The sequence below is a fragment of the Reyranella sp. genome, assembly GCF_965249915.1.
In the GTDB taxonomy this organism is placed as follows: domain Bacteria; phylum Pseudomonadota; class Alphaproteobacteria; order Reyranellales; family Reyranellaceae; genus Reyranella.
On the sequence record NZ_OZ252257.1, the window covers coordinates 2,548,579 to 2,571,693 of the forward strand.

Annotated in this window: 24 protein-coding genes; 4 read left to right on the forward strand and 20 right to left on the reverse strand. The window is 66.7% G+C overall.

Annotated elements, in window-relative coordinates; all coding sequences use genetic code 11:
- The first annotated feature begins 33 nt into the window (after positions 1-33).
- A complete protein-coding gene (locus ACP15H_RS12625) occupies positions 34-624 on the forward strand; it encodes an amino acid synthesis family protein (protein ID WP_425066529.1) in 591 nt (196 codons plus the stop codon).
- Between the two features lie 12 nt (positions 625-636).
- The gene (locus tag ACP15H_RS12630; RefSeq protein WP_425066530.1) at positions 637-1,512 is read left to right on the forward strand and encodes an alpha/beta fold hydrolase; all 876 of its coding nucleotides are present in this window, start codon (positions 637-639) and stop codon (positions 1,510-1,512) included.
- Positions 1,513-1,535: 23 nt separating this feature from the next.
- Here ACP15H_RS12630 and ACP15H_RS12635 read toward each other — a convergent pair whose 3' ends face one another.
- The 4 genes from ACP15H_RS12635 to ACP15H_RS12650 form a co-directional block, all read right to left on the reverse strand.
- Positions 1,536-2,636 carry an ABC transporter ATP-binding protein gene (locus tag ACP15H_RS12635; RefSeq protein ID WP_425066531.1) on the reverse strand — a complete coding sequence of 367 codons (1,101 nt, stop codon included), beginning with the start codon at positions 2,634-2,636 and terminating at the stop codon, positions 1,536-1,538.
- Between the two features lie 7 nt (positions 2,637-2,643).
- Positions 2,644-3,552, reverse strand: a complete 909-nt coding sequence (locus ACP15H_RS12640; RefSeq protein WP_425066532.1) for a carbohydrate ABC transporter permease — start codon at positions 3,550-3,552, stop codon at positions 2,644-2,646.
- The gene (locus tag ACP15H_RS12645) at positions 3,552-4,481 is read right to left on the reverse strand and encodes a carbohydrate ABC transporter permease (RefSeq protein ID WP_425066533.1); all 930 of its coding nucleotides are present in this window, start codon (positions 4,479-4,481) and stop codon (positions 3,552-3,554) included. The genes ACP15H_RS12640 and ACP15H_RS12645 overlap by 1 nt, the downstream gene beginning before the upstream one ends.
- Positions 4,482-4,681: 200 nt before the next feature.
- Entirely contained in the window at positions 4,682-6,022 is a 1,341-nt protein-coding gene (locus ACP15H_RS12650; RefSeq protein WP_425066534.1) for an ABC transporter substrate-binding protein, read from the reverse strand.
- A 301-nt stretch (positions 6,023-6,323) separates the two neighbouring features.
- Here ACP15H_RS12650 and ACP15H_RS12655 point away from each other — a divergent pair, with 301 nt between their 5' ends.
- Together ACP15H_RS12655 and ACP15H_RS12660 are read left to right on the forward strand one after the other, a co-directional pair.
- The gene (locus ACP15H_RS12655) at positions 6,324-7,502 is read left to right on the forward strand and encodes an aminotransferase (protein WP_425066535.1); all 1,179 of its coding nucleotides are present in this window, start codon (positions 6,324-6,326) and stop codon (positions 7,500-7,502) included.
- 49 nt (positions 7,503-7,551) lie between these two features.
- Complete coding sequence (locus ACP15H_RS12660; RefSeq protein WP_425066536.1) at positions 7,552-8,424, forward strand: alpha/beta fold hydrolase; 873 nt, start codon at positions 7,552-7,554, stop codon at positions 8,422-8,424.
- On the opposite strand, the gene thiD is transcribed toward ACP15H_RS12660, so the two are convergent.
- The 16 genes from thiD to ACP15H_RS12740 all read right to left on the reverse strand — a co-directional run bounded on the left by thiD (position 8,417) and on the right by ACP15H_RS12740 (position 22,853).
- Positions 8,417-9,208: a bifunctional hydroxymethylpyrimidine kinase/phosphomethylpyrimidine kinase gene (gene thiD, locus ACP15H_RS12665; protein WP_425066537.1), complete on the reverse strand. Its 792-nt coding sequence runs from the start codon at positions 9,206-9,208 to the stop codon at positions 8,417-8,419. The genes ACP15H_RS12660 and thiD overlap by 8 nt on opposite strands.
- Positions 9,205-10,554 carry a phosphoglucosamine mutase gene (gene glmM / locus ACP15H_RS12670; RefSeq protein ID WP_425066538.1) on the reverse strand — a complete coding sequence of 450 codons (1,350 nt, stop codon included), beginning with the start codon at positions 10,552-10,554 and terminating at the stop codon, positions 9,205-9,207. Before glmM ends, thiD begins: the two co-directional genes overlap by 4 nt.
- Before the next feature lie 11 nt (positions 10,555-10,565).
- Entirely contained in the window at positions 10,566-11,339 is a 774-nt protein-coding gene (folP, locus tag ACP15H_RS12675) for a dihydropteroate synthase (protein WP_425066539.1), read from the reverse strand.
- Between the two features lie 41 nt (positions 11,340-11,380).
- Entirely contained in the window at positions 11,381-13,318 is a 1,938-nt protein-coding gene (gene ftsH, locus ACP15H_RS12680) for an ATP-dependent zinc metalloprotease FtsH (RefSeq protein WP_425066540.1), read from the reverse strand.
- Between the two features lie 12 nt (positions 13,319-13,330).
- Complete coding sequence (gene tilS, locus ACP15H_RS12685; protein ID WP_425066541.1) at positions 13,331-14,419, reverse strand: tRNA lysidine(34) synthetase TilS; 1,089 nt, start codon at positions 14,417-14,419, stop codon at positions 13,331-13,333.
- Positions 14,416-15,141: a tol-pal system protein YbgF gene (ybgF, locus tag ACP15H_RS12690; protein ID WP_425066542.1), complete on the reverse strand. Its 726-nt coding sequence runs from the start codon at positions 15,139-15,141 to the stop codon at positions 14,416-14,418. The genes tilS and ybgF overlap by 4 nt, the downstream gene beginning before the upstream one ends.
- A 123-nt stretch (positions 15,142-15,264) precedes the next feature.
- Positions 15,265-15,729 carry a peptidoglycan-associated lipoprotein Pal gene (gene pal / locus ACP15H_RS12695; protein ID WP_425066543.1) on the reverse strand — a complete coding sequence of 155 codons (465 nt, stop codon included), beginning with the start codon at positions 15,727-15,729 and terminating at the stop codon, positions 15,265-15,267.
- 73 nt (positions 15,730-15,802) lie between these two features.
- The gene (tolB, locus tag ACP15H_RS12700) at positions 15,803-17,122 is read right to left on the reverse strand and encodes a Tol-Pal system beta propeller repeat protein TolB (RefSeq protein ID WP_425069894.1); all 1,320 of its coding nucleotides are present in this window, start codon (positions 17,120-17,122) and stop codon (positions 15,803-15,805) included.
- Between the two features lie 46 nt (positions 17,123-17,168).
- Entirely contained in the window at positions 17,169-18,125 is a 957-nt protein-coding gene (locus tag ACP15H_RS12705; RefSeq protein ID WP_425066544.1) for a hypothetical protein, read from the reverse strand.
- Positions 18,126-18,147: 22 nt separating this feature from the next.
- Positions 18,148-18,699 (reverse strand): protein TolR, encoded by a 552-nt coding sequence (gene tolR / locus ACP15H_RS12710; protein ID WP_425066545.1) that lies wholly within the window; start codon positions 18,697-18,699, stop codon positions 18,148-18,150.
- The gene (gene tolQ / locus ACP15H_RS12715; RefSeq protein ID WP_425066546.1) at positions 18,699-19,373 is read right to left on the reverse strand and encodes a protein TolQ; all 675 of its coding nucleotides are present in this window, start codon (positions 19,371-19,373) and stop codon (positions 18,699-18,701) included. Before tolQ ends, tolR begins: the two co-directional genes overlap by 1 nt.
- Before the next feature lie 77 nt (positions 19,374-19,450).
- Complete coding sequence (gene ybgC / locus ACP15H_RS12720) at positions 19,451-19,930, reverse strand: tol-pal system-associated acyl-CoA thioesterase (protein ID WP_425066547.1); 480 nt, start codon at positions 19,928-19,930, stop codon at positions 19,451-19,453.
- Positions 19,927-20,985, reverse strand: coding sequence for a Holliday junction branch migration DNA helicase RuvB (gene ruvB / locus ACP15H_RS12725; protein ID WP_425066548.1), 1,059 nt, complete (start codon positions 20,983-20,985; stop codon positions 19,927-19,929). The genes ybgC and ruvB overlap by 4 nt, the downstream gene beginning before the upstream one ends.
- Positions 20,982-21,596 carry a Holliday junction branch migration protein RuvA gene (gene ruvA, locus ACP15H_RS12730; protein ID WP_425066549.1) on the reverse strand — a complete coding sequence of 205 codons (615 nt, stop codon included), beginning with the start codon at positions 21,594-21,596 and terminating at the stop codon, positions 20,982-20,984. The genes ruvB and ruvA overlap by 4 nt, the downstream gene beginning before the upstream one ends.
- Positions 21,593-22,084, reverse strand: coding sequence for a crossover junction endodeoxyribonuclease RuvC (gene ruvC, locus ACP15H_RS12735; protein WP_425066550.1), 492 nt, complete (start codon positions 22,082-22,084; stop codon positions 21,593-21,595). Before ruvC ends, ruvA begins: the two co-directional genes overlap by 4 nt.
- A gap of 10 nt (positions 22,085-22,094) precedes the next feature.
- Entirely contained in the window at positions 22,095-22,853 is a 759-nt protein-coding gene (locus ACP15H_RS12740) for a YebC/PmpR family DNA-binding transcriptional regulator (RefSeq protein WP_425066551.1), read from the reverse strand.
- Between the last annotated feature and the right edge of the window lie 262 nt (positions 22,854-23,115).

Consider the following 23,115-nt stretch of genomic DNA (forward strand, 5'->3'; position numbering starts at 1 on the left):
CGCCGTCTCTCCCCACCTGAAGACCATCGGAAAATGCACACCAACAATCTCGGCGAATTCCATATCCGCAAATGGTACCTGCAAATCGAGGACACTCTGGCCAACGAGACCGGCGAGCTGGCCGACGGCGAACCCGTCCGCAAGATCGTCATCGCTGCCGCCCTGCATAACCCGTACGCGGGCCGGTTCGTCGAGGATCTCGGCGGCTCGATCCGGGCCTCGGAGGCCTTGGGTCGGGAATTCGGCCGGCGCATCCGCGAGGCGGTCGGCACCGCGCAGGTCGAGAGCTACGGCAAGGCCTGCCTGGTGGGCGCAGCTGGCGAATACGAGCACGGCAACGCCCTGCTGACGACCGTCTTTGCCGATCCCGTGCGCTCGGCGATCGGCGGGGCGAAGTCCTGGATTCCCTCGACCGGCAAGCGTGGCGCGCCAGGCGCGTCGATCGACATTCCGCTCGCCCACAAGGACGAGCTCTATGTACGCTCGCACTACGACACGATCAGCGCCATGTTCGCGGATGCCCCGAATGCGGACGAGATCGTCATCGCCTTCGCGTGCGCCACGCGCGGGCGTCTGCATGCACGTCTCGGCGGTCCCACCGCCGAAGAGTCACGTGCCGCCTGACAGGAGGATCGCATGACGGCCATCGACGACGGATCACGGGAGTACAGGCTCAGCACCCGCGACGGCCTGTCGCTGCGCGTGCTGGAATGGGGGGCTCCGTCGGCGGCGCCCATCGTGATGCTACACGGGATCAGGGGCTACGCCCGCACGTTCGGCCCGTTGGCACAGGCGCTCCTTCCCGGCTTCCGCACCATCGCCTGGGACCAGCGCGGCCGCGGCGCCAGCGACTGGGACCCCGCGGGCAACTACTACAACGACACTTATGTCCGGGACATCGAGGACGTGGTCGAGCATCTCGGCCTCGGCCGCTTCGACCTGCTCGGCCACTCAATGGGCGGCATCGCGGCTTACGTCTATGCCGCGACCCATCCCCACAAGATCCGCCGGCTGATCATCGAGGATGCCGGACCTGGCGCCTCGGAGGACAGCTCGGGCTCCGCTCGCATTCGCCAGGAGCTGCTCTCCGCGCCCCGCTCCTTCGAAAGCTGGGACGCTGCCGTCACCTTCATGCGCAACCTGCGCCCGAGCGTCACCGAGGAAGCGCGCCTCGACCGGCTCCGCAACATGCTGAAGCAGCATCCCGACGGCACGTGGGGCTGGCAATACGACCATGACGGCATCGCCCGCGCCCGCCTCGATCCCGATCCGGCCCGACGGGTCGACCTCTGGCCCCATGTCGAGGCTCTCCAGGCGCCGACACTGGTGCTGCGCGGCGGCCGTTCGGACTATTTCAAGCGCGAAACCGCCGAGGCGATGCCGGCCCGCAACCCGCTGGTGCGATGGAAGGAAGTGGCCGACGCCGGCCACTACGTCCATGACGACCAGCCCGAGGTCGTAAAGGACCTCGTCTCAAGCTTCCTCGCAGAAACTGCGGAAGGCCGCTCCTAGCGAAGAGCGCGCCCAGGGCGCGCTCAGAGCACCTTGCCGGTGCTGTCGTCGATGAGATGCATGTTGCTGAGGTCGGCCCTCAGCTTCATGGACTGTGCCGCCGCCGCGCCCGCATTCGGATTGACGCGGCCGCAGACTTCCCGGCCGTTCACCGTGAAGTAGACCAGCGTCTCCATGCCCATGGGCTCCACGACGTCGATCAGCATGTCGAAATCGTGCTGGTTGGGCTCGGTGTGGGGCCTCGTCTCCATGATGTGCTCGGGCCGCAGCCCCAGCATCAGGTTGGGCTTGCCGACATGGGCCGTATAGCGGGCCGTGCGGTCGGCCGGCACCGGGAAGGACAGGGTGTCGTTCACCCGCACGCGCAGGGCGCCGGCCGCCTGCTCGAGCTGGCAGGTGATGAAGTTCATGGCCGGCGAGCCGATGAAGCCCGCGACGAACTTGGTCGCCGGCGAGTGATAGAGATCGTTCGGCGAGCCGACCTGCTCGATGATGCCGCCGTTCATCACCACCACGCGGTCGGCCAGGGTCATCGCCTCGACCTGGTCGTGCGTCACGTAGACCGTGGTGGTGCGAACTTTCTGGTGCACCTTCTTGATCTCGGTGCGCATCTGCACGCGCAGCTTGGCGTCGAGGTTCGACAGCGGCTCGTCGAACAGGAACACCTTGGGATCGCGCACGATGGCACGCCCCATGGCGACACGCTGGCGCTGGCCGCCGGACAGCTGCTTGGGCTTGCGATCCAGGAGCTCGGTGATGTCGAGGATCTGCGCCGCCTGCCTGACCCGCTGGTCGATCACGTCCTTCGGTGTCTTCTTGAGCTTCAGGCCGAACGACATGTTTTCGTAGACGTTCATGTGCGGATAGAGCGCGTAGTTCTGGAACACCATGGCGATGTCCCGGTCCTTGGGCGGCACGTCGTTGACGATGTCGCCGCCGATCGCGATGTCGCCACCGCTGATCTCCTCCAGGCCCGCGATCATGCGGAGCGTGGTGCTCTTGCCGCAGCCCGACGGGCCGACCAGGACGATGAATTCCTTGTCGGAAATGTCGAGGTCGATGCCGCGGACGGCGAGGACTTCGTCGTACTTCTTGACGACCTTACGCAACGTTACCTGAGCCATGTGTCGACTATCCCTTTGTCGCGCCCGCGGTCAGACCCGCAATGTAGTAATCCATGAGGAAGGCGTAGATGATGAGCGGCGGCGCCGCGCCGAGAAGTGCGCCCGTCATGATCTGCCCCCAGTTGAACACGTCGCCCTTGATCAGCGTCGTGATGATGCCCACCGGCAGTACCAGCTCGCTGGTGGAGGTGGTGAAGGCCAGCGGATAGAGGAACTGGGCCCAGGCCACCGTGAAGGTGAAGATCGTCGCCGCAATGATCCCCGGCAGGGCCACCGGAATGAAGATTTTGGTCAAGGTCTGCATCCAGGTGGCGCCGTCGATCAGGGCCGCCTCGTCGAGCTCCTTGGGGATCGACGCGAAGTAGCCGATCATGATCCAGGTGGCGAAGGGCACCGTCAGCGTCGGATAGAGGATGATCATCGTCCACCAGTGATTCATCAGCTGGACGTCGAACACCTCGTTCACCCAGGCGAACATCTTGAACAGCGGGATGAACAGCAGCGTTTCGGGGATCAGGTAGGTGAGGAACACACCGGTCGCCAGCGTGGCCGATCCCCAGAACTTCATGCGTGCCAGCGCGAAGGCGGCGATCACGCTGATGAGCATGGTCAGTATGACGACGCAGATCGAGACGATCGCCGAGTTCCGGAAGAAGACCAGGAACTGGTTCTGCGACAGCAGGTCGATGTAGTTCTGCAGCGTCGGATTGCTGATCCACCACGGGTTGGACGCTGCCGAGATCTCCGCGCTGGTCTTCAGCGAGGTGATCAGCATGTAGACCGGCGGCATCAGGAAGAAGACGGCGAACAGCACGAGGAAGAAATAGGACCAGCGCAGCGCCCAGGTCCGGTCGCGGCTCATGCTGCCGTATTTGGGTCGGCCCGGCTCTCCGGCGGCGATTGTGGCGTTTGCCATCAGACTTCACTCCCCCGCTTGGTGATGTCGCGCAGGATGAAGGTCGCGGCGACGGCCAGGATGGGCACCATGAACAGCGACACGGCCGCACCGAGCGGGATGTCACCGCCCTCGATGCCGACGCGGAACGCCCAGGTGCCGAAGATGTGCGTGCTGTTGAGCGGTCCGCCCGCCGTCAGCACGCGCACGATGTCGAAGTTGGCGAAGGTCACGATCAGCGAGAACAGCGCGGTGATGGCGATGATGTTGCGCATCATCGGCAGGGTCACGTACCAGATGCGCTGCCACCAGGTGGCGCCATCGATCGAAGCCGCCTCATAGAGCTGCTCGGGCACCGACTTCAGCGCCGCGAGATACATGATCATGAAGAACGGCGAGCCGATCCAGACATTGACCAGGATGACCGAGAAACGCGCCCAGCCCGCCTCGCCCGTCCAGGGAATGCCCTCGAAGCCGAAGATCGCCAGCAGCCAGTTCAGCGCGCTGTAGGACGGATCGAACAGCCACAGCCAGGCGAGCGTGCTCATGGCGGGCGGAATGACCCACGGCACCAGCAGCATGCCGCGCCACTTGCGCTGGCCCTTGGCCGGAATGTTGTGCACGAAATGGGCGACCACGAAGCCGATGATCGCCTTGAAGATCACCGCGGTGATGGCGAACAGGCAGGACTGGTAGACGACCAGCCAGAACGTGTCGCGGCCGAACAGGAACTCGAAGTTCCCGAAGCCCACGAAGCGGGTCATGCCCTTGTTGAGGGTCGCGAGATAGACGGCATAGCCCGCCGGATAGGCGACCAGGATGGCGATCAGGAGGATCAGCGGCAGGGCCATCAGGAAGGCGATGGTCGACTTGCGCTGCATGAGCTTGTGCAGGCCGCTGCGCTGCTGTGTCGGGTGCCCGGCCGGATTGCGGGCGGCGATGTCTGCCATCGGGTACTCCAGGCCCCGTCGGGCCATGCGGGAAACGCCAGGTTGAAACAGCTACGAGAACGACGTCGGACCGGGCCGCCTTGTCGGAAGCGGCGGACCGGCCGCCGCTCCTTCCCGAACCGGTCCTGCAGGCCGATTCCGGGACCGATCTCGGAACCGCCTGCCGGACCCTCTCGAGGGACCCGGCAGACGGCCACGCATCAGTTGCGGGTGAAGCCCTCGAGCTCCTTGGCCGCCCAGTCGATGGTCTTGTCCATCGCTTCGCCCTTGGCGTAGCGCACGACCATCTGTGTCTGGATGGCCTGGGTGTAGATCTGCTCGGCGATCTTGTGCGGCGCGGGCGCGGCGGCGATCGAGAGCGTCTGGTGGTTGTGCGGGTTCGGGTAGTGATAGAGCGTGCCCTTGGGCGGGCCCTCTTCGGACCAGACCTTGAAGGTGGTCAGCTTCTCGAACGACGGCAGGTCGTAGCCCTGCGAGGCGTTGGTCATCTTCTCGGCCGAGCTGGCCTGCGAGAGGAAGGTGATCAGGCTCTTGGCCGCCGACTGGTTCTTGCTGAAGTTCCAGATGCCCCAGAAATACGGCAGGAACGGCGCGTAGCGGCCCTTCGGACCGGCCGGGAAGCCGTGCGTCCAGAGCTGCTCGGCGATCTGCGGCGCATCGCGCTTGGCGACGGCCCAGGCGCTAGGGGGATTCATGATCAGCGTGCCCTGGCCCGACACCAGGAACTTGTTGTTCGAGGCGTCGTCCCACGACGGCACGTCGGGCGGCAGGAACTGCATCAGCTTCTTGTAGTAGTCGAGAACCTGGCGGACCTGGTCGTTCTTGACGACGATGTCACCCTTGGCATTGACGAGCTGGGCGCCGAAGGCATGGAACAGCGCGCCCGCGGTGTCGACATTGTCGGACGTCGTGCCGAGGCCGATGCCGAACGGGTTGCCGCCCTTCTGGCAGGCTTCCGCCGCCTTGAGGAAATTGTCGAGGTTCCAGTCGTCTGCCTTGGGCGCCTGCCCGGCCGGATACATCGCCTGGATGTCGATGCCGGCATGCTTCTTCAGAAGGTCGATGCGCGAGCACGGTCCCTTGATCTGGCTGCCCGCCGTGGCCGGCACCGCGAGCCACTTGCCGTTCAGCTTGCCGAGATACTCGACGGTGCCGTTGACCGCGCCGTTCTCCTTGATGAGCGGCTCCATGACATCGTTCATGGCGACGAGCTGGTCGGAGTAACGTGCCGGCAGCCAGGTCGAAAAGGCGAGTACGTCGTGGCCGGACTTGGCCTGGCCTTCGGCGGCGGTAGTCAGCAGCAGCTTGTTGCCCTGCGAGGTGATGAAGTCCATCTGGACCTCGACCTTGTTCTTCTCGCCCCACTCCTTGCAGAGATCCTCGGTGGCCTTGTTCGCACCCGGGACCCAGTGGTCCCAGAAGCCGCAGGTGAGCTTGCCGGCGGCGTGAGCGCCGCGGACGAAGGGCGCAGCCACGAAGGCTGCAGAAGCCGCGGCGGTACCGGCCACGAATCGACGACGATTGACCTTCCTCGAGACCATGTTTCCTCCTCAGAGCCGTTTCGTACGGCCGATTGACCCGGGCCTGCTGTGACGCAAAGGCAATGGCTCTCATTCGGAGCCTTGAGGCGATGCTATGCACAAGAAGCCGGGCAAGCAACGCATTTTGACATGAGAGACGGACTCGGGATCGATTTGACAGGCCAGCGAGAGCCTTGGATGCTCCGCGCCCCAAGCCCATGCGAGGCCTGCAATTCCTGCGAGAAGTTGCTGTGAATTACCCTCGCGCATCAAGATCGCCGGAATTCCCGGCCACCTGTCCTGAAAGAAGCGTTCGCTGCTTATGAATACCGTTCCGACACCCAATCCCTGGCTCGCCGCCGTCGCCCCCTCGCCTATCGGCGAGACCAAGCGCTGGGTGCTGGGCCGCACCTTTCCCGCCGACCGGCCGCTGGTCGATCTCAGCCAGGCCGTGCCGGGCTATCCGCCGGCGCTCGAGCTGCGCCAGCACCTGGGCGAGCTTCTGCTCGATCCGACGATGCACGGCTACACGCCGATCCTCGGCCTGCCCGTGCTGCGCGAGGCCTATGCGGACCATCTGTCCGACTTCTATGGCGCCCCTGTCACGCCCGCCGAAGTCGGCATCACGTCGGGTTGCAACCAGGCCTTCTGCCTCGCGCTGATGAGCATCGCCAAGGCGGGCGACCAGGTGATCGTGCCCCGGCCGCACTACTTCAATCACGACATGTGGATGCGCATGCAGGGGGTCGAGCCCGTGCCGCTCGACTTCCGGCCGGGCTCCGGCGCGGTGCCGAACGCCGAGGATGCGGCGAAGCTGATCGGGCCGCGCACCCGCGCGATCATCCTGATCTCGCCCAACAACCCGACGGGCGCGGTCTACCCGCCCGAGACGATCCACGCCTTCTTCGAGCTCGCGAAGAAGCACGGCATCGCGCTGCTGCTCGACGAGACCTACAAGGACTTCCTCCCCGCCGGCGAGCGTCCGCACGATCTCTTCAGCCGGCCGGACTGGCGCGGCACGCTCGTGCATCTCTACAGCTTCTCCAAGGTCTTCGCGCTGACCGGCTATCGCGTCGGCGCCGTCACCGCGGGCACCGGGCTGATGGCCGAGATCGAGAAAGCGATGGACTGCGTCTCGATCTGCCCGCCGCGCCTTGCGCAGGAGGCCGCGCTGTACGGCCTGCGCAACCTGCTGCCGTGGGCGAGGAACAACACGGCCGGCCTCAAGGCACGCGCCGACCTGCTGGGCCAGGGCCTCGAACGGTCCAACCGCTGGCGCCTCGTCAGCATCGGCGCCTACTTCGCCTACGTGGAGCATCCTTTCGCGGGCACGGCTTCCACGGAGGTCGCCAAGCGCATGGCCGACGAGGAGAACCTGCTCACCATCCCGGGCGACATGTTCGGCGCGGGCCAGGAGCGCTTCATCCGCCTCGCCTTCGCCAACGTCACCGACGACAAGATCCCGACGGTGCTGGAGCGACTGGAGCGCTTCGGCGTGTAGGAATGCCAGCCTGGCCGCCGCCATCAACGCTGCGAAGAGGAACCGCGCCATGCCGCACGCCACCACGCCCGACGGGGTGAAGCTCTATTACGAGGAAGCCGGCAGCGGCACGCCGATCCTGTTCGTCCATGAATACTGTGGCGACTGGCGAGCCTGGGAGCCGCAGATGCGCTTCTTCGCACGCCGTCACCGCTGCATCACCTATTCCTTCCGCGGCTATCCCGGATCGGACGTGCCGCCGAACGGCGAAATGTACGGTCAGCAACCTGCCGTCGACGATGCCCTGCACATGCTGGATCACCTGAAGATCCAGAAGGCGCATATCGTCGGCCTGTCGCAGGGCGCCTTCGCGACGGTCCACTTCGGCCGCTGCTATGCCGACCGCGCCCTCTCGCTCACCCTCGCCGGTGTCGGTTCCGGCGCGGGCCGTGACGGGCACGAGCAGTTCAAGAAGGATGCCGTGACGACGGCCGGGCTGATCCGCAAGGAGGGCATGGCGACGTACGCCGAAAGCCTCACCACCAACCCGACGCGCTCGCGCTTCAAGGTGAAGGATCCGCGCGGCTTCGACGAGTTCACCAAGCATCTCTCCGAGCATCCAGCCGTCGGCGCCGCCAACACCATGGAGAACTACCAGGGCAAGCGGCCATCGCTCTACGACTTCGAACAGGACTGGAAGAAGCTCGACCTGCCGACGCTGATCATCTGCGGCGACGAGGACGATCCCTGCCTGCAGACCAGCCTGTATCTGAAACAGGTCCTGCCGAATGCCGGCCTCGCGATGTTCGCCAAGACCGGCCACGCGGTGAACCTCGAGGAGCCGGACGCGTTCAACCGCGAGCTCTGGAATTTCATCGTCCTGGCGGAAGCCGGCAAGTGGACGGGCCGACAACCGGTCGCCAAGGGCGCCGGTCTTATCTGACCGTAACGGCGTGGTTGAGCGGCCCATGACCGCGCCCGAAGCCCGGCGCGGTCTCGATGGCCCTGCGAACATAGTCGCGGGCCCGCGCGACGGCATCGCGCAGCGTCATCTTCTGGGCGAGTCCCGCCGCGATCGCGGAGGCCAGCGTGCAGCCCGTCCCATGGGTGCTGCGGCTCTCGATCCTCGCATCCTCGAAGCGGTCGAACCTGCCGTGATGGAACAGCAGGTCGACGACGCGGTCGCCCTCGAGATGGCCGCCCTTCATCAGCACCGCGCCGGCGCCCAGTTCGGCCAGACGTTCGGCGGCGCGCTTCATGTCGGCCTCGACCCTCACCGGAAAGCCCACCAGCACTTCGGCCTCGGGCAGGTTGGGCGTGATGAGCGCCGCCATCGGCAGAAGCGTGTCGCGCAGCGCCGCTTCGGCTTCGGTGAGCAGCAGCCGGTGCCCGCCCTTTGCCACCATCACCGGATCGACGACCAGCGGCACGCCGGCCGCATGCCGGGCGATGCCGGCCACCACCACCGCGATCACTTCGGCGCTGTGCAGCATGCCGGTCTTCACCGCGTCCGCGCCGATGTCGCTCAGCACGACCTCGATCTGCTGGGCAATGAAGGAAGGCTCGATACCCATCACGCCATGCACGCCCTCGGTATTCTGTGCCGTGAGCGCCGTTATGGCCGTCGCCGCAAAGCCGTTCATCGCCGTGACCGCCTTGATATCGGCCTGGATACCGGCCCCGCCGCCGGAGTCCGATCCGGCGACGATCAGCACCCGGCCCTTCATGCGGCCTGCCGGGGGATCGCGTCGATGATCTGGTCGACCACGCTGCGCACGAGTTCGGAATCGTCGCCCTCGGCCATGACGCGGATCAAAGGCTCGGTACCCGACTTACGGACCAGGATGCGCCCGCCCTTGCCGAGGCGTTCTTCCCCGGAGGCGATGGCCTTTGCTACGGAGGCGGCATCGAGCGCGGCCGTCGCATCGGCGACACGAATGTTCTTGAGCAGCTGCGGCACCGGCTCGAAGGCGCGGAAGAACTCGCTGGCCGGACGTTCGCAGCGGATCAGCGCGCACAGCGCCTGCAGCGCCGCCATCAGCCCGTCGCCGGTGGTGGCATAGTCCGTCATGATGATGTGGCCCGACTGCTCGCCGCCGAGATTGTAGCCGTCCGCCCGCATGCGCTCGAGGACGTAGCGGTCGCCGACCTGGGTGCGCACGAGCTTCAAACCCCGCGCGTCGAGGTGGCGCTCCAGCCCGAGGTTGGACATGACCGTGGCCACGACGCCGCCGCCCGACAACAGGCCGCTCTGCTTCCATTGATCGGCAATCGTTGCCATCAGCTGGTCGCCATCGATCACGCGTCCCGTCTCGTCGACCAGGATGACGCGATCGGCATCACCGTCCAGCCCGATGCCGATATGGGCATGGTGGGCGACGACCTGCTCCTGCAGAACGCCGGGATGCGTCGAGCCGCAATTGCCGTTGATGTTGAAACCGTCAGGCGCGACGCCGACGCGAACGACCTCGGCGCCCAGTTCCGTGAGCACCGTGGGCGCCACCTTGTAGGCGGCCCCGTTGGCGCAATCGACGACGACCTTGAGGCCGCTGAGGTCGAGGCCGCGCGGGGCCGATGCCTTGACGGACTCGATGTAGCGGCCCTGCACGTCGTCGAGCCGCTTGGCGCGGCCGATCGCGGCGGCGTCGGCAAGCACGAGGTCGGAGGGGCTCATCACCAGCGCCTGGATCTCGCTCTCGACGGCATCGGACAGCTTGAAGCCGTCCGGGCCGAACAGCTTGATGCCGTTGTCTTCATAGGGATTGTGCGACGCGGAGATCATCACGCCGACATCGGCGCGCATCGACCGCGTCAGGAAGCCGACCGCGGGCGTGGGAATGGGACCCAGCAGGAACACGTCGACGCCCACCGAGAGGAAGCCGGCCGTCAGGGCCTGCTCCAGCATGTAGCCCGACAGGCGCGTGTCCTTGCCGATCACGGCGCGGTTGCGATGGGCGCCGCGGTGAAAGACCTGGCCGGCAGCCATGCCGATGCGCATGGCCATCTCGGCGGTCATCGGAGCGGTGTTTGCACGACCGCGAACGCCGTCGGTGCCGAAGAGTGAACGAGCCATCTGACTGGCTTTTAGCGCATCGCCTCGCAAACGGCGAGGGTCTGCCGGGTGGCCACGACGTTGTGAACGCGCACGATCGAAGCGCCGCGACGCACAGCCTCCGCCGCCAGCCAGGCCGAGGCCGGATCGCGATCGGCGGGCTTATCGAGGCCCGTCAGCCGGCCGATGAAGCTCTTTCGGGAACAGCCGATCAACACCGGATAGCCCTCCTCCCCCAGGCGCTTCGTGCCCGCGATCAGCGCGAGCTCCTCCTCGACCTTCTTGCCAAAACCGAGGCCGGGATCGAGAGCGATGCGCTCCCGATCCACGCCCGCCGCTTCGCAGGCCGCGGCGCGATCGAGCAGGAACCGCCGGACGTCTTCGACCACATCCTGATAGGCCGGGCCGGCATAGCGCTCCTCCGGCCTTCCCCGACGGTGCATCAGGACGACCGAAGCCTTGCTTCGCACCACCACGGGCAGCATGGCGACGTCATCGCGCAGCGCCGACACATCGTTCACGATCCGAGCGCCGGCCGCCAATCCCGCCTCTGCAACGAGGGCCCGACGTGTATCGAGCGAGACGACGGCGCCCTGCCGCACCAGGCCTTCCACGACGGGAAGAACCCGCCGGCATTCCTCCTCGGGCGAAACGGCGGCCGAGCCGGGACGGGTGGACTCTCCGCCGACATCGAGGATGTCGGCTCCCTCTGCCACGAAGCGCAGGCCATCGTCGATGGCCCGCGCCGGGTCGAGGCGTTCACCGCCGTCGGAAAAGGAGTCGGGCGTCACATTCACGATCGCCATCACGAGAGGGCGATCGAGCGCGAGGCCCGCGAAGCTTCGCGTCAAACGCCCGGCTGAGGCTCGGGATTGGCACCCGGCGCGGGACCGGTGGTGGTCGGAACCGAGGCGCGGCGACGGCGATCGGTCGTACCGGCACCGCCGGTGTCGTCGCGCACGACCTTCTCGCCGCGCAGGATCGTGCCGATCTCGTCGTTGCTCAGCGTCTCATACTCGAGCAACGCCCGGGCGATCGTATGCAGATCCTCGAGCCGCTCGGTCAGAATCGTCCGGGCCCGGCCTTCGGCCTCCTCGATCAGTCGGCGAACCTCCTGGTCGATCAGCTGCGACGTCGCCTCGGAAACGTTCTGCGTCTGCGTGACGGCATGGCCCAGGAAGACCTCCTGCTCGTTCGCCTGATAGCGCACGCGGCCGAGCTTCTCGGACATGCCGTAGGCCGTGATCATGCCGCGCGCCGTCTGGGTCGCGACCTGGATATCGCTGGCGGCACCCGTCGTGACGTTCTCCGGGCCGAACACCAGTTCCTCGGCCAGGCGACCACCGAACATGATGGCCAGCCGCGACTCAAGATACTGCTTGGTGTGGCTGAGATGATCGCGCTCGGGGAGCTGCATGGTGACGCCCAGCGCGCGACCGCGCGGGATGATCGTCACCTTGTGCAGCGGATCGCTCTTGGGAACATGCATGGCGACCAGCGCGTGGCCTGCCTCATGATAGGCCGTGAGCGTCTTTTCCTCGTCGGTCATCGCCATCGAGCGGCGCTCGGTGCCCATCAGCACCTTGTCCTTGGCGTACTCGAAATCGCCCATGGTCACGAGACGCTTGCCGACGCGCGCGGCGCGCAGCGCGGCCTCGTTCACGAGATTGGCCAGATCGGCGCCGGAGAAACCCGGCGTGCCGCGGGCCAGCACGCGCGGATCGACGTCGGGCGCCAGCGGCACCTTGCGCATATGGACCTTGAGGATCTTCTCGCGGCCGCCGACATCGGGGTTCGGCACCACGACCTGGCGGTCGAAGCGGCCCGGACGCAGCAGCGCGGGATCGAGCACGTCGGGACGGTTGGTGGCGGCGATCAGGATGACGCCCTCGTTCGCCTCGAAGCCGTCCATCTCGACCAGCAACTGGTTCAGTGTCTGCTCGCGCTCGTCGTTGCCGCCACCCAGGCCCGCACCGCGATGGCGGCCGACGGCGTCGATTTCATCGATGAACACGATGCAGGGTGCGTTCTTCTTGGCCTGCTCGAACATGTCACGCACGCGGCTCGCGCCGACGCCCACGAACATCTCGACGAAGTCCGAACCGGAAATGGTGAAGAACGGCACGTTGGCCTCGCCGGCGATGGCGCGCGCCAGCAGCGTCTTGCCGGTACCCGGAGGGCCGACCAGCAAGCAGCCCTTGGGGATCTTGCCACCCAGACGCTGGAACTTCTGCGGGTCCTTCAGGAAGTCGACGATCTCCTCGAGTTCGCCCTTGGCCTCGTCGATGCCGGCGACGTCGTCGAAGGTGACGCGGCCGTGCTTCTCGGTCAGCAGGCGCGCCTTGGACTTGCCGAAACCCATGGCGCGGCCGGTGCCGCTCTGCATCTGGCGCAGGAAGAAGATGTAAACGCCGACCAGCACGAGCACGGGCAGCCAGCTCACGAAGATGCTGCCGAGGTTCATGCCCTCTTCCGCCGGCCCCGCATCGACGCGATCGACGTTCTTGATGAGCATCGGCATCAGCTGGTCGTCGGGCGGGGTGCTGGGCGCGTAGGTCGAGAACTTCTGCACGCCGTTGCGCGGCTCGCGGAAGGTGCCGTTGATCGTATTGCCCTGGATGCGGACATCCTGGATTTGCCGCTGCTCAACCGCGCGAACGAACTCGGAGTAGGAGATCGTGTTGCCGGGAGTCCGCGTGGCCCCACCCTGGAAGACGCTGTAGAGCAGCGCGAGCAGCAGGACGATGACGATCCAGAGGGCGGCGTTGCGATTGAACGGGTTCACTGATGGCTTCCGTTAAGTGGGGCTACGATCAAGATGGGTTGCGGCCGCAGGGTAGCAAGCGAAAAATGCAGCTGGAATCAAGGGCTGCCTTCCTTTCCTGCCATTTTCAGGTCGGACAATCCACTCAAGCTGCCGCGAGCCGGTCGCTTGCCGCAGGGCAAACTGGCAGCCCGACAGGGTAAAATCCTGCCCCCGGCCCGATTTGCCGCGCTCCGGCGCTCCGGACAGTCGGGCCAGCGCCCGGTCGAGCCGTTCCCGCCGCGGCGGATGATCGCCGCCGCCGAGGGCCTGCACGACGCGACTGGCCAACCTGCGACGTAGATCGAGGGGCAGGCGCTCGATGGCCGCGCGGTCGAGCGCGATGCTGCCATCCTCACGCGCCTGGAGCAGCGCCACACCGGTACGGGCAGCCTGCAGCTCGTGGCCAGACCTCACACGATCTGCATCCGGCGAGCTGACTGCAACCGCCCCGGCGCGGCGCAGACGGGCCCGCTCGAAGCGCGGATCGCCGTTGGAGGGATCGTCGATCCAGGCGATGCCGCGAGAGCGGAGTGTGTCTGTCAGGTGCGCACGCGGCACGGGGAGCAGCGGTCGCAGGAGACGAACCTCCGGCCATTCGACCAGCGCCGCCATGCCGGCAAGCCCGTCGGCACCGCTCGCCCGCGCAGCCCGCATTGCGATCGTCTCGGCCTGGTCGTCTGCGTGGTGCGCCACGAGAAGGTGGAGGATGCCCCGCTCCCGGCAGGCTTCCCGCAGCAGCCGATAACGGGCAGCGCGTGCGGCCTCCTGCAGGCCCGCCTGCGGCTTGTCCCCCGTCCAATGCAGGAGAACACTCTCGATTCCACATCGCTGCAGCACGCCCGCGGTCGTCAGCGCTTCCTGCGCCGCCGCGGGTCGCAAGCCGTGATCGACGATCAGCGCAACGACCCGGCCGCCCCGCCCGGCCGCCCATTCCTGCGCCAGCAGGGCGAGACTGAGCGAATCGCGGCCGCCGGAGACGGCGACGGCGAGATCGGGATTGCTCTCGAATGGGTCGAACGGCGCCATCAGGCGCGCGAAGGTCGCTCCGTCGACGGGCCGCGGCTCGGCGAGCTCGATCACCCGCAACCGTTCTTCTGGCGCTCCTGTTCGATCCGCCGCTTCTGGAGGTCGGTCGCGCGCGGATAGTCCTGGTTGAACCGGGCGAACACCGCACAGGCATCGGGCTTGCGGCCCAGCACCGACATCGTGATGCCGAGCTTCAGGAGATTGTCTGGGCCCTTCGGGCTGGTCTTGTAGACCTTGTAGCCCTCGGCGAAGGCGGTCAGGGCGCTGTTGTAGTCGCGACGTGCGTAATAGGTCTCGCCAAGCCAGTATTGCGCGTTACCGGCCAGCTTGTTCTGTGGACTGCGCTGTATGAAGGTCTTGAAGCCGCGCTCGGCGCCCGCGTAGTCGCCGTCCTGCAGCTTCTTGACGGACTCGTCGTAGAGCTGCTCGGGCGTGGCCCCCGCCGGCGCCGGGCCTGGCGTCGGCGCCGAGGGCGCCCCGGAGGCGACGGCCGGCGCGCCCGGACGCGGCGCGGCTGCCCCAGGGCGGGCACCCCCGCCCTTCTCCAGCTGCTCGATCCGGTACTCGTAGTCGGTCTGCATCTTCTCCATCTGCTGCTGCAGCTTCGCGTTGCGATTCTGCAGCTGCTCGATCTGGCCGGTCAGGTTGGTGAGAGACTGCTGGAGCTGATTGAACCGGTCCTCGAGGTAGACCGCGTCGCCCCCACGCTGCGCGGCCGCTGCCGTGGGCAAAGCGAGGGCAATCAGGAGGACGAGCCGGGACGAAAGGATCTTCATGGCCAACGCTTTGTTCACATCAAACGCGGCCATTTTCAGGCATGACCGTCCTGCCTCCAAACGAAAACGCCGGTCGCATGACGACCGGCGTTTCCTGTACTCCGCCTCGGTTCGAGGCGGGTTCTATTCCAGGGCCGTCACGGCGCGGCGGTTGCGCGCCCACGAAGCTTCGTCGGAGCCGACCGGATCGGGACGCTCCTTGCCGTAGCTGACGGTCTTGATGCGTGCGGCGGGGATACCCTGCGCGATCAGGTACTGGCGCGCGGCATTGGCGCGGCGCTCGCCGAGGGCCAGATTGTACTCGCGCGTGCCGCGCTCGTCGCAATGGCCCTCGATCGTGATCTGATAGTTGCCGTACTTCTTCAGCCACTCGGCCTGGCGGTTGAGGGTCTGGCGGCCGTCCTCGCGCACGGTGGAGGAATCGGTGTCGAAAAAGACGCGGTCGCCGACATTCTGCCGGAAGTCACCGACAGATCCGGGCGTCACGGACGTGGTTGCAGCAGATGCCGTCTGCGTGTCGTTGTTATTGCTGCAGGCCGCGATGAGGAACATCGCGGCAAGGGCCGACAAAGCCTTGATCATGCTCATATTTCGATCCACTCCCTGACGGAATCGACCCGCGCGAGGGCGCACGGGTCGACAAAAAAGATCATATATTTCGCTACTGCGGAATCAAGGGCGACCAAGCCGGATCCGAGGCATCGGTCGGCGTCGGCACCTGCCGTTCGAAGCGGCCGGTGATGTCGATCTGATACAGTGCAGCCGAACCGGCGCGCCCGCCCGAGCTCGGTTGCCCGCGGAAGAACATCAACACTCGGCCGTTCGGCGCCCACGTCGGACCTTCGACGAGGAAGCCGCTCGCCAGCATGCGCTCACCGCTGCCGTCCGAGCGCATCACGCCGATGCCGAACCCGCCCGCGCCGATCTTGGTGAAGGCGATGAAGTCGCCACGCGGCGACCAGACCGGGGTGGCGTAGCGACCGTCGCCGAAGCTGATGCGGCGCTCGCCGCCGCCGCCCGCGCTCATGACATAGAGCTGCTGCGCGCCGCCACGGTCGGAGTTGAAGACGATCTGCGAGCCGTCGGCCGAGAAGCACGGCGAGGTATCGATGGCCGGCGAGTTCGTCAGGCGGCGGAGCTGCCGGCCGCGCACATCCATCTCGTAGAGGTTGGTGCGGCCGTTCTCGGCGATGCTCATGACGACCTTGGTGCCGTCCGGCGAGAAGCGCGGCGCGAAGCTCATGCCCGGGAAGTTGCCCAGCAGCTCGCGGCGGCCGCTGTCGACGTTCTGCAGGTACACCCGCGGCGGCCCATTGTTCTCGCCGTACGCCATGTAGACGATTTCCTGCAGGGTCGGCGAGAAGCGCGGCGTGAGCGCAATGGTCTTGCCGTCGGTGAGGTAGCGGTTGTTGGCGCCGTCCTGGTCCATGACGGCGATGCGCTTGGTCCGGTTGTTGCCCGGGCCGGTCTCGGAGACATAGGCGATGCGGGTGTCGAAATAGCCCTCCTCGCCGGTCACGCGCTTATAGATCGCGTCGGAGATGATATGCGAAAGGCGACGCCAGTTGTTGGGCTGGCTGGTGAAGGACAGGCCCGTCGCCTGCTGGCTGGTGACGACGTCCCACAGGCGGAAGTCGACCTTGATGCTGCCACCCACCGAGGTGACCTGGCCGACGACGAGACCGGCGGCGCCGACGCTGCGCCAGTCCGGGAAGCGCGGCGGAGTCGTCGCGTCGACATCCTTCTGGATGTAGGCGCTGGTCGGAATCACCCGGAACAGGCCGGAATTCTGCAGGTTGTTGCGGATCACGCCCGCCATCTGGGCGCCCACCGGATCGCCCTTGAAGTCGACGATGGCGATCGGAACCGGTTCGAAGCTCGGCCGCGTCATGTCGATGGTGAGCTGCGCGCGCGCGGTGCCCGCAATGCCGGCGGTGGCAAGCGCCGCACCGCCCAGCAGGGTCGTCCGTCGAGGAAGCATCATGTCGGACCTCTTCATTCCAAGGTTTCTAATAGGGAGTTGGTGTCTAGTAGTCGCGGGGGTCGAAATTGAACGTAATCGTTTTCCAGCTCGTGAACTTCTCCGGCGAGAGCGGCCACGGCTGACACTTCGGATTCATGATGGCGCGATGCGCGGCGTCGGCGGCGGCGCGAAAGACCGGGTCGCTGTTGTAGCGCCCGGTGTCGCGCAGCTCCGCCTTCACCGGCATCCCGTTCTGGTTCATCTCGACGGTCAGCGTAATGATCATGGCTTGGTCACGAGAGCCGCCCTGGGTGTTCCAGCAGGGGCGGATCTTCTGGCGCACGCCCTCGATCTCGCTGGCTGTGACGACGGCGGCAAGGTTCGGCGCGGCCGGCGCCTGACGGGTGACCTGCTGCACAGGCTTGGGGCTCTGCTCCGGCGTCTGGATCTTCTGCTGCGACTGCTTGTTCTTCAGGATGTCTTCGATCATCGAATCGACACTCTGCTTGGGCGGCGCAGGCTTGGGCGGCGGCGGCTTCGGCGGCTCGGGCTTCTTGGCCTCCGGCGCAGGCTTGGGCGGCTCCGGCGGCTTCTCGACCTTCGGCGGCTCCGGTTCCTTGGGCTTCATCGCCACGAGATCCTCGACCGGCTTGGCGGCCTCGGTCTTGGGCTTCTCTTCCGGCTTGGGAGGCGTTTGCGGCTTGGGCGGCTCGACGACCTCGGGCGGCTTCGGCGTGGGCGGCGACGGCGGCGGCTCGGCCGACTTCACCGGCGGCGCCTTGGTCGTCTCCTGGGCGATCGGCGCATCCTTGGGCTGCGGCGGCAGCGTGGCCACCGTCGGGGCGCCCGCCTTCTTGTCGATCGCCTCGAACTCGACCATCACCGGCTCGGGTTCCATCGGCGGCGTGCGGCCGAAGAAGTCGAGATTGAGCACCGCCGCCCCCAGCACGAAGACGTGCACCATCGCCGACACGATGGCCGGTGTGCGCATCTCGATGCTGGCGGGATGGCGACGAACCATCGTCTTCTTCGTGTCCGTTCTCTCAGCGCCGCGGGGTCGGCGCCGGGGTTTGCGGTTGGGCCGGGGCCTGCGGGGCACGCGGCGCGGTCTGGCCGGGCGTGGCCGGCGTGACAGTGCCCCGTCCCAGGGCCTGCGCCTGCTCGCCGAGCAGGCCGAGCTGGCGGAAGCCGCTGTCGATCACGACGCCCATGACTTCCATCATCTTGCCGTAGTCGACGCTCTTGTCGCCGCGCATGAAGACGCGCTGGTCGGGCTTCTCCTCGTGCACGGCCTTCAGCTTCGCCCCGAGTTCGGCGATGTCGTACTTGGTCTCACCCAGGAACACCTCGCCCTGGGAGTTCACCGACACGACCATCGGCTCGTCCTTGCCGCCGACCTGGCTGGCGCTGGTCTTCGGCAGGTCGACCGGCACGCCGACCTGGAGCAGCGGCGCCGTCACCATGAAGATGATCAGCAACACCAGCATGACGTCGACCAGCGGCGTCACGTTGATATCGGCGATCGGCGTATAGCTCCGTCGTTTGAACTTGCTGCCCGAGGAATTGGCGCCGGGTGCCGGAATGACGCCCGACATCAGACCTGTTCCTCGAGCTGCCGCGACAGGATGGTGATGAACTCACCGGCAAACGCCTCGAGCTGCTGGGCGTAGCGCGAGACCTGTCCCGACAGGATGTTGTAGGCGGCGGCCGCGGGAATGGCCGCGACCAGGCCGATCGCGGTGGCGAACAGCGCCTCCGAGATGCCCGGGGCGACGACCGCCAGCGACGTGTTCTTCGACTGCGCGATGTGGCTGAAGCTGTTCATGATGCCCCAAACCGTGCCGAACAGGCCCACGAAGGTGGCGTTGGCGCCGACCGTGGCCAGGAACCCAAGCCGCTTCTCGATCGCCTCCATCTCGCGCTGGATGGTGACGCCCATCACCTGCTCGATGCGCTGGCGCAAGGCCGCGCGGGCAGTGGCGCTGGAGGCGAGCCCCTTGGACACCGAGCGGCGCCACTCGCGCATGGCGGCGGCGAAGATGCTCGACATCGGATCGTCGGGCTTGGCGCCGACGCGGTCGTAGAGATCCTCGAGCGAGACGCCGGACCAGAAGGTGTCCTCGAACGACTGGGCGCTGCGCTTCAGCGAGCGCAGGCGGAGAACCTTTTCGAAGATGATCGCCCACGACCAGAACGAAGCCAGCATGAGCAGGATCATGATGCCTTTGACGACCCAGTCGGCCTGCATGAACAGGCCGTATACGGACATGTCGATTGTCCCCGTGCCGCCGCCGAGGGGGGCTCCGGCGACCTGCGCTAGCGCGTCCATTTATGTTCTCCGTTGGTTCAAGAGGGTTGTATCCGAATATGGCGTGAGCGGGGCGATCCACTCACGGCTACCTGGGCCAGGGCAGTCCGCACGAGCGGCGGCAATCGGACAGGCCGACCGCCCTCGCCCATGCAGGCGACGACGAGTTCGGCTCGAACCAGGGTCTCTTCGTTGCGGCGCGCATGCTGAATCATGTCGAGCGACGCGCCGCGCAATTCACCGCAGCGGGTCACGATCTCGATCGTGTCGTCCAGCCGCGCAGGCTTGAGATAGTCGATGGCGCAGCGGCGCACGACCCAGTTGATGCCGCGCTCCTCGCGCAACGAGGTGTGCTGCTGCCCCAGCAAGCGGAGCAGTTCCGTGCGGCCCCGCTCGAGGAAGCGCAGCCAGTTGGCATAGTAGACGATGCCCGCGGCGTCGGTGTCCTCGTAGTAGACGCGCAGCGGCAACACGTGGCTGCCGTCGTGCATGTGGCCGGAGGTCGGCACGGCGCTCACGCCTCCTCCGCCGGATCGCCCGCGGCCAGCAGGTCGAGTTGCTGCTTCTGCCCGTTGGGCATCGCCAGGCCGAGATGGCGATAGCCGCCCTCCGACAAGAGACGGCCGCGCGGCGTGCGCATCAGCAGGCCGAGCTGCATCAGGTAGGGCTCGATCACGTCCTCGATGACGTCGCGCTGTTCTGCCAGCGCGGCCGCAAGGGTCTCGGCGCCCACCGGGCCGCCGGCGTAGTTCTCGGCGATGCAGGCGAGATAGCGGCGGTCCATGGCGTCGAGGCCGCGCCCGTCGACTTCCAGCCGGGTCAGTGCCGCATCGGCCACCTTGGAGGTGACTTCGACATCCCCGGCGACCGCCGCAAAGTCGCGCACGCGGCGCAGCAGGCGGTTGGCAACGCGCGGCGTGCCGCGCGAACGCTTGGCGATCTCGGCACTGCCATCGGGCGCGAGCGACATCTTGAGGACGCGGGCGGCGCGCTGCACGATCGTCTCGAGCTCGGCCGGGGTGTAGAAAATCATGCGCAGCGGGATGCCGAAACGCTCGCGCAACGGCCTTGTCATGAGGCCGGACCGCGTCGTGGCGCCGACCAGGGTGAAGGGCGGCAGCTCGATGCGCACCGAGCGCGCGGCCGGTCCCTCGCCGATCATCAGGTCGAGCTGGAAATCCTCCATCGCGGGATAGAGAACCTCCTCGATTGCAGGATTGAGACGGTGGATCTCGTCGATGAACAGCACATCGTGTGCCTGTAGATTCGTGAGCTGCGCGGCGAGGTCGCCCGCCTTCTGGATGACGGGGCCGGAGGTTGCCCGGAAACCCACGCCCATCTCGCGCGCCACGATCTGCGCCATCGTCGTCTTGCCGAGGCCCGGCGGCCCGTGCAGCAGGACGTGATCCAGGGCCTCGCCCCGCCCCTTGGCAGCGGCAATGAAGATCTTCAGGTTCTCGCGGACCTGCTTCTGGCCGATGAAATCGTCGAGCGTCTGCGGGCGCAGCGCCAGTTCGGCGGCGTCTTCCTCGGAGCGCTTCGGCGTCACCAGGCGGTCGGGAGCGGCATTCATCGTGCGAGATCCTGGAGGCCGGCGCGGATCACGGCATCGAGCCCGGCACCGTCACCGAGCCGCTGGGTCGCGCGTGCCACCGCCCCGAAGGCCTCGACGCGCTTGTAGCCCAGATTGACCAGGGCGGAGACCGCATCCTCGTTGATCGATCCGGCAGGGCTCGCCGCCTCTCCGGACCGGCTCTCCAGGGCGGGCGACGGCGCGATACCGAACGCGGCCGCCTTGTCCTTCAGTTCGGTGACCAGTCGCGCGGCGAGTTTCGGACCGACGCCGGGGGGACGGCTCAGGGTCGACCGATCCTGCGCGGCGATCGCGCGGACGATCTCGTCGGGCGACAGGGTCGACAGGATCGACAGCGCCACGCGGGCGCCGACGCCCTGCACGGTCGTCAGGATGCGGAACCAGTCGCGCTCCTTCGCCTGGAGGAAGCCGTAGAGCGCAATGGCATCCTCGCGCACGATCGTCTCGACCAGCATGGTCGCCGGTCCGCCGACGGCCAGATCGCGCAAGGTGCGCGCCGAGGCCGACACGAGATAGCCGACACCGCCGACGTCGATGACGGCGCTGTCGGTATCGACCGAGTCGACGAGCCCCTTCAGCTTGGCGATCACAGGGCGGCCTCGATGCGTCGCGCCGTGGCGCGGTGATGGGCGTGGCAGATCGCGACCGCCAGGGCGTCGGCGGCGTCCTGCCTGGCATCGACGCCCGGCAGCAGCCGGCCGACCATCATGGCGATCTGGTTCTTGTCGGCATGCCCGGTCCCGACCACCGACTTCTTCACCAGGTTCGTCGCATATTCGTACACCGGCAGGCCGGCGCGGGCCGGGGCCAGCATGACGACGCCGCGCGCCTGACCGAGTTTCAGGGTGGACCCCGGATTGACGTTCACGAAGGTCTCCTCGACCGCAGCCTCGACCGGCCGCTGCGCTTCGACGACGCGCACGACGCCCTCGAACAATTCTCTCAGTCGCTCCGCCAGCGTGCCTGTCGCTGCGACCTTGACGACGCCGTGCGCCACATGGCGCAGCCGGTTGCCCTCGACCTCGATCACGCCCCAGCCGGTCAACCGCAGGCCGGGATCGAGGCCGATCAGTCTCATCCTGCCCGGCTCAGGCCGCGAACTTCGCCAGAGCGTCGTCCGACACCTCGAAGTTGGCGTAGACGTTCTGGACGTCGTCGTTGTCTTCGAGCGCCGCGATGAGGTCGAGCAGCGTCTGCACGGTCTCGCCTTCGATCGGTGCCCCGGTCTTGGGGCGCCAGGTCAGCTTGGCGACGCTGGGCTGACCCAGGGATTTCTCCAGCGCCTCGCGTACGACGTTGAAGCTGTCCTGGGCGCAGTAGATCTCATGGACCGCGCCCTCGCCTTCGCCGCTCACCACATCGTCGGCGCCGGCCTCGATCGCCTTTTCCAGCACCTCGTCGGCGCTGCCGACCGACAAGGGGAAGCGGAACTCACCCAGCCGGTCGAACATGAACGACACGCTGTTGGATTCACCCAGGTTTCCGCCGTGCTTGGAGAAGATCGACCGAACCTCGCCTGCGGTGCGATTGCGATTGTTGGTCAGCGCCTCGACGATGACGGCAACGCCGGCCGGGCCGTAGCCCTCGTAGCGCACCTCGTCGTAGTTGGCGTCCGCATCGGGCCCCGAGCCGCGCTTGATCGCGCGATCGATCGTGTCGCGGGTCATGTTGGCGTCGCGCGCGGCGATCACAGCCGCCCGCAGACGCGGGTTCGACGCCGGATCGGCGGCGCCCAACCGGGCCGCCGTCGTGATCTCGCGGATCAGCTTGGTGAAGATCTTGGCCCGCACGGCGTCCTGACGCCCTTTGCGGTGCATGATGTTCTTGAACTGGGAATGCCCCGCCATTGCCAACAACCAGATTAGGTAACCGGAAGAGGCGGCTATACCACTTCTCGTGGGTTTTGGCAGGCTGGAGAGGGCTCCAGAGGCGTTCAGGACAAAAAAAGGCGGGGGCCGAAGCCCCCGCTAAATAACGTCGGAATCTTGATTCCGACGCCCCCTCTAACCTGGAAGACAGATCGCCAATCCGGCGAAAAACCGTTTAACTTCAAAAGGATGCCGCTTTTTCCCCAAGCCGTCAACGCCCCTCTTCGGCCACTGCTAATAG

Coding starts and splice junctions, on each gene's coding strand:
- ACP15H_RS12625 (WP_425066529.1), top strand. CDS start 34: ATGCACACCAACAATCTCGGCGAATTCCATATCCGCAAATGGTACCTG.
- ACP15H_RS12650 (WP_425066534.1), bottom strand. CDS start 6,022: ATGGTCTCGAGGAAGGTCAATCGTCGTCGATTCGTGGCCGGTACCGCC.
- ACP15H_RS12630 (WP_425066530.1), top strand. CDS start 637: ATGACGGCCATCGACGACGGATCACGGGAGTACAGGCTCAGCACCCGC.
- tolB (WP_425069894.1), bottom strand. CDS start 17,122: ATGCTTCCTCGACGGACGACCCTGCTGGGCGGTGCGGCGCTTGCCACC.
- ACP15H_RS12705 (WP_425066544.1), bottom strand. CDS start 18,125: ATGGTTCGTCGCCATCCCGCCAGCATCGAGATGCGCACACCGGCCATC.
- ACP15H_RS12660 (WP_425066536.1), top strand. CDS start 7,552: ATGCCGCACGCCACCACGCCCGACGGGGTGAAGCTCTATTACGAGGAA.
- pal (WP_425066543.1), bottom strand. CDS start 15,729: ATGAGCATGATCAAGGCTTTGTCGGCCCTTGCCGCGATGTTCCTCATC.
- ruvC (WP_425066550.1), bottom strand. CDS start 22,084: ATGAGACTGATCGGCCTCGATCCCGGCCTGCGGTTGACCGGCTGGGGC.
- glmM (WP_425066538.1), bottom strand. CDS start 10,554: ATGGCTCGTTCACTCTTCGGCACCGACGGCGTTCGCGGTCGTGCAAAC.
- ACP15H_RS12640 (WP_425066532.1), bottom strand. CDS start 3,552: ATGGCAAACGCCACAATCGCCGCCGGAGAGCCGGGCCGACCCAAATAC.
- ACP15H_RS12635 (WP_425066531.1), bottom strand. CDS start 2,636: ATGGCTCAGGTAACGTTGCGTAAGGTCGTCAAGAAGTACGACGAAGTC.
- ACP15H_RS12740 (WP_425066551.1), bottom strand. CDS start 22,853: ATGGCGGGGCATTCCCAGTTCAAGAACATCATGCACCGCAAAGGGCGT.
- ACP15H_RS12645 (WP_425066533.1), bottom strand. CDS start 4,481: ATGGCAGACATCGCCGCCCGCAATCCGGCCGGGCACCCGACACAGCAG.
- tolQ (WP_425066546.1), bottom strand. CDS start 19,373: ATGTCCGTATACGGCCTGTTCATGCAGGCCGACTGGGTCGTCAAAGGC.
- ybgF (WP_425066542.1), bottom strand. CDS start 15,141: ATGAAGATCCTTTCGTCCCGGCTCGTCCTCCTGATTGCCCTCGCTTTG.
- ruvB (WP_425066548.1), bottom strand. CDS start 20,985: ATGAATGCCGCTCCCGACCGCCTGGTGACGCCGAAGCGCTCCGAGGAA.
- ACP15H_RS12655 (WP_425066535.1), top strand. CDS start 6,324: ATGAATACCGTTCCGACACCCAATCCCTGGCTCGCCGCCGTCGCCCCC.
- thiD (WP_425066537.1), bottom strand. CDS start 9,208: ATGAAGGGCCGGGTGCTGATCGTCGCCGGATCGGACTCCGGCGGCGGG.
- folP (WP_425066539.1), bottom strand. CDS start 11,339: ATGGCGATCGTGAATGTGACGCCCGACTCCTTTTCCGACGGCGGTGAA.
- tolR (WP_425066545.1), bottom strand. CDS start 18,699: ATGTCGGGCGTCATTCCGGCACCCGGCGCCAATTCCTCGGGCAGCAAG.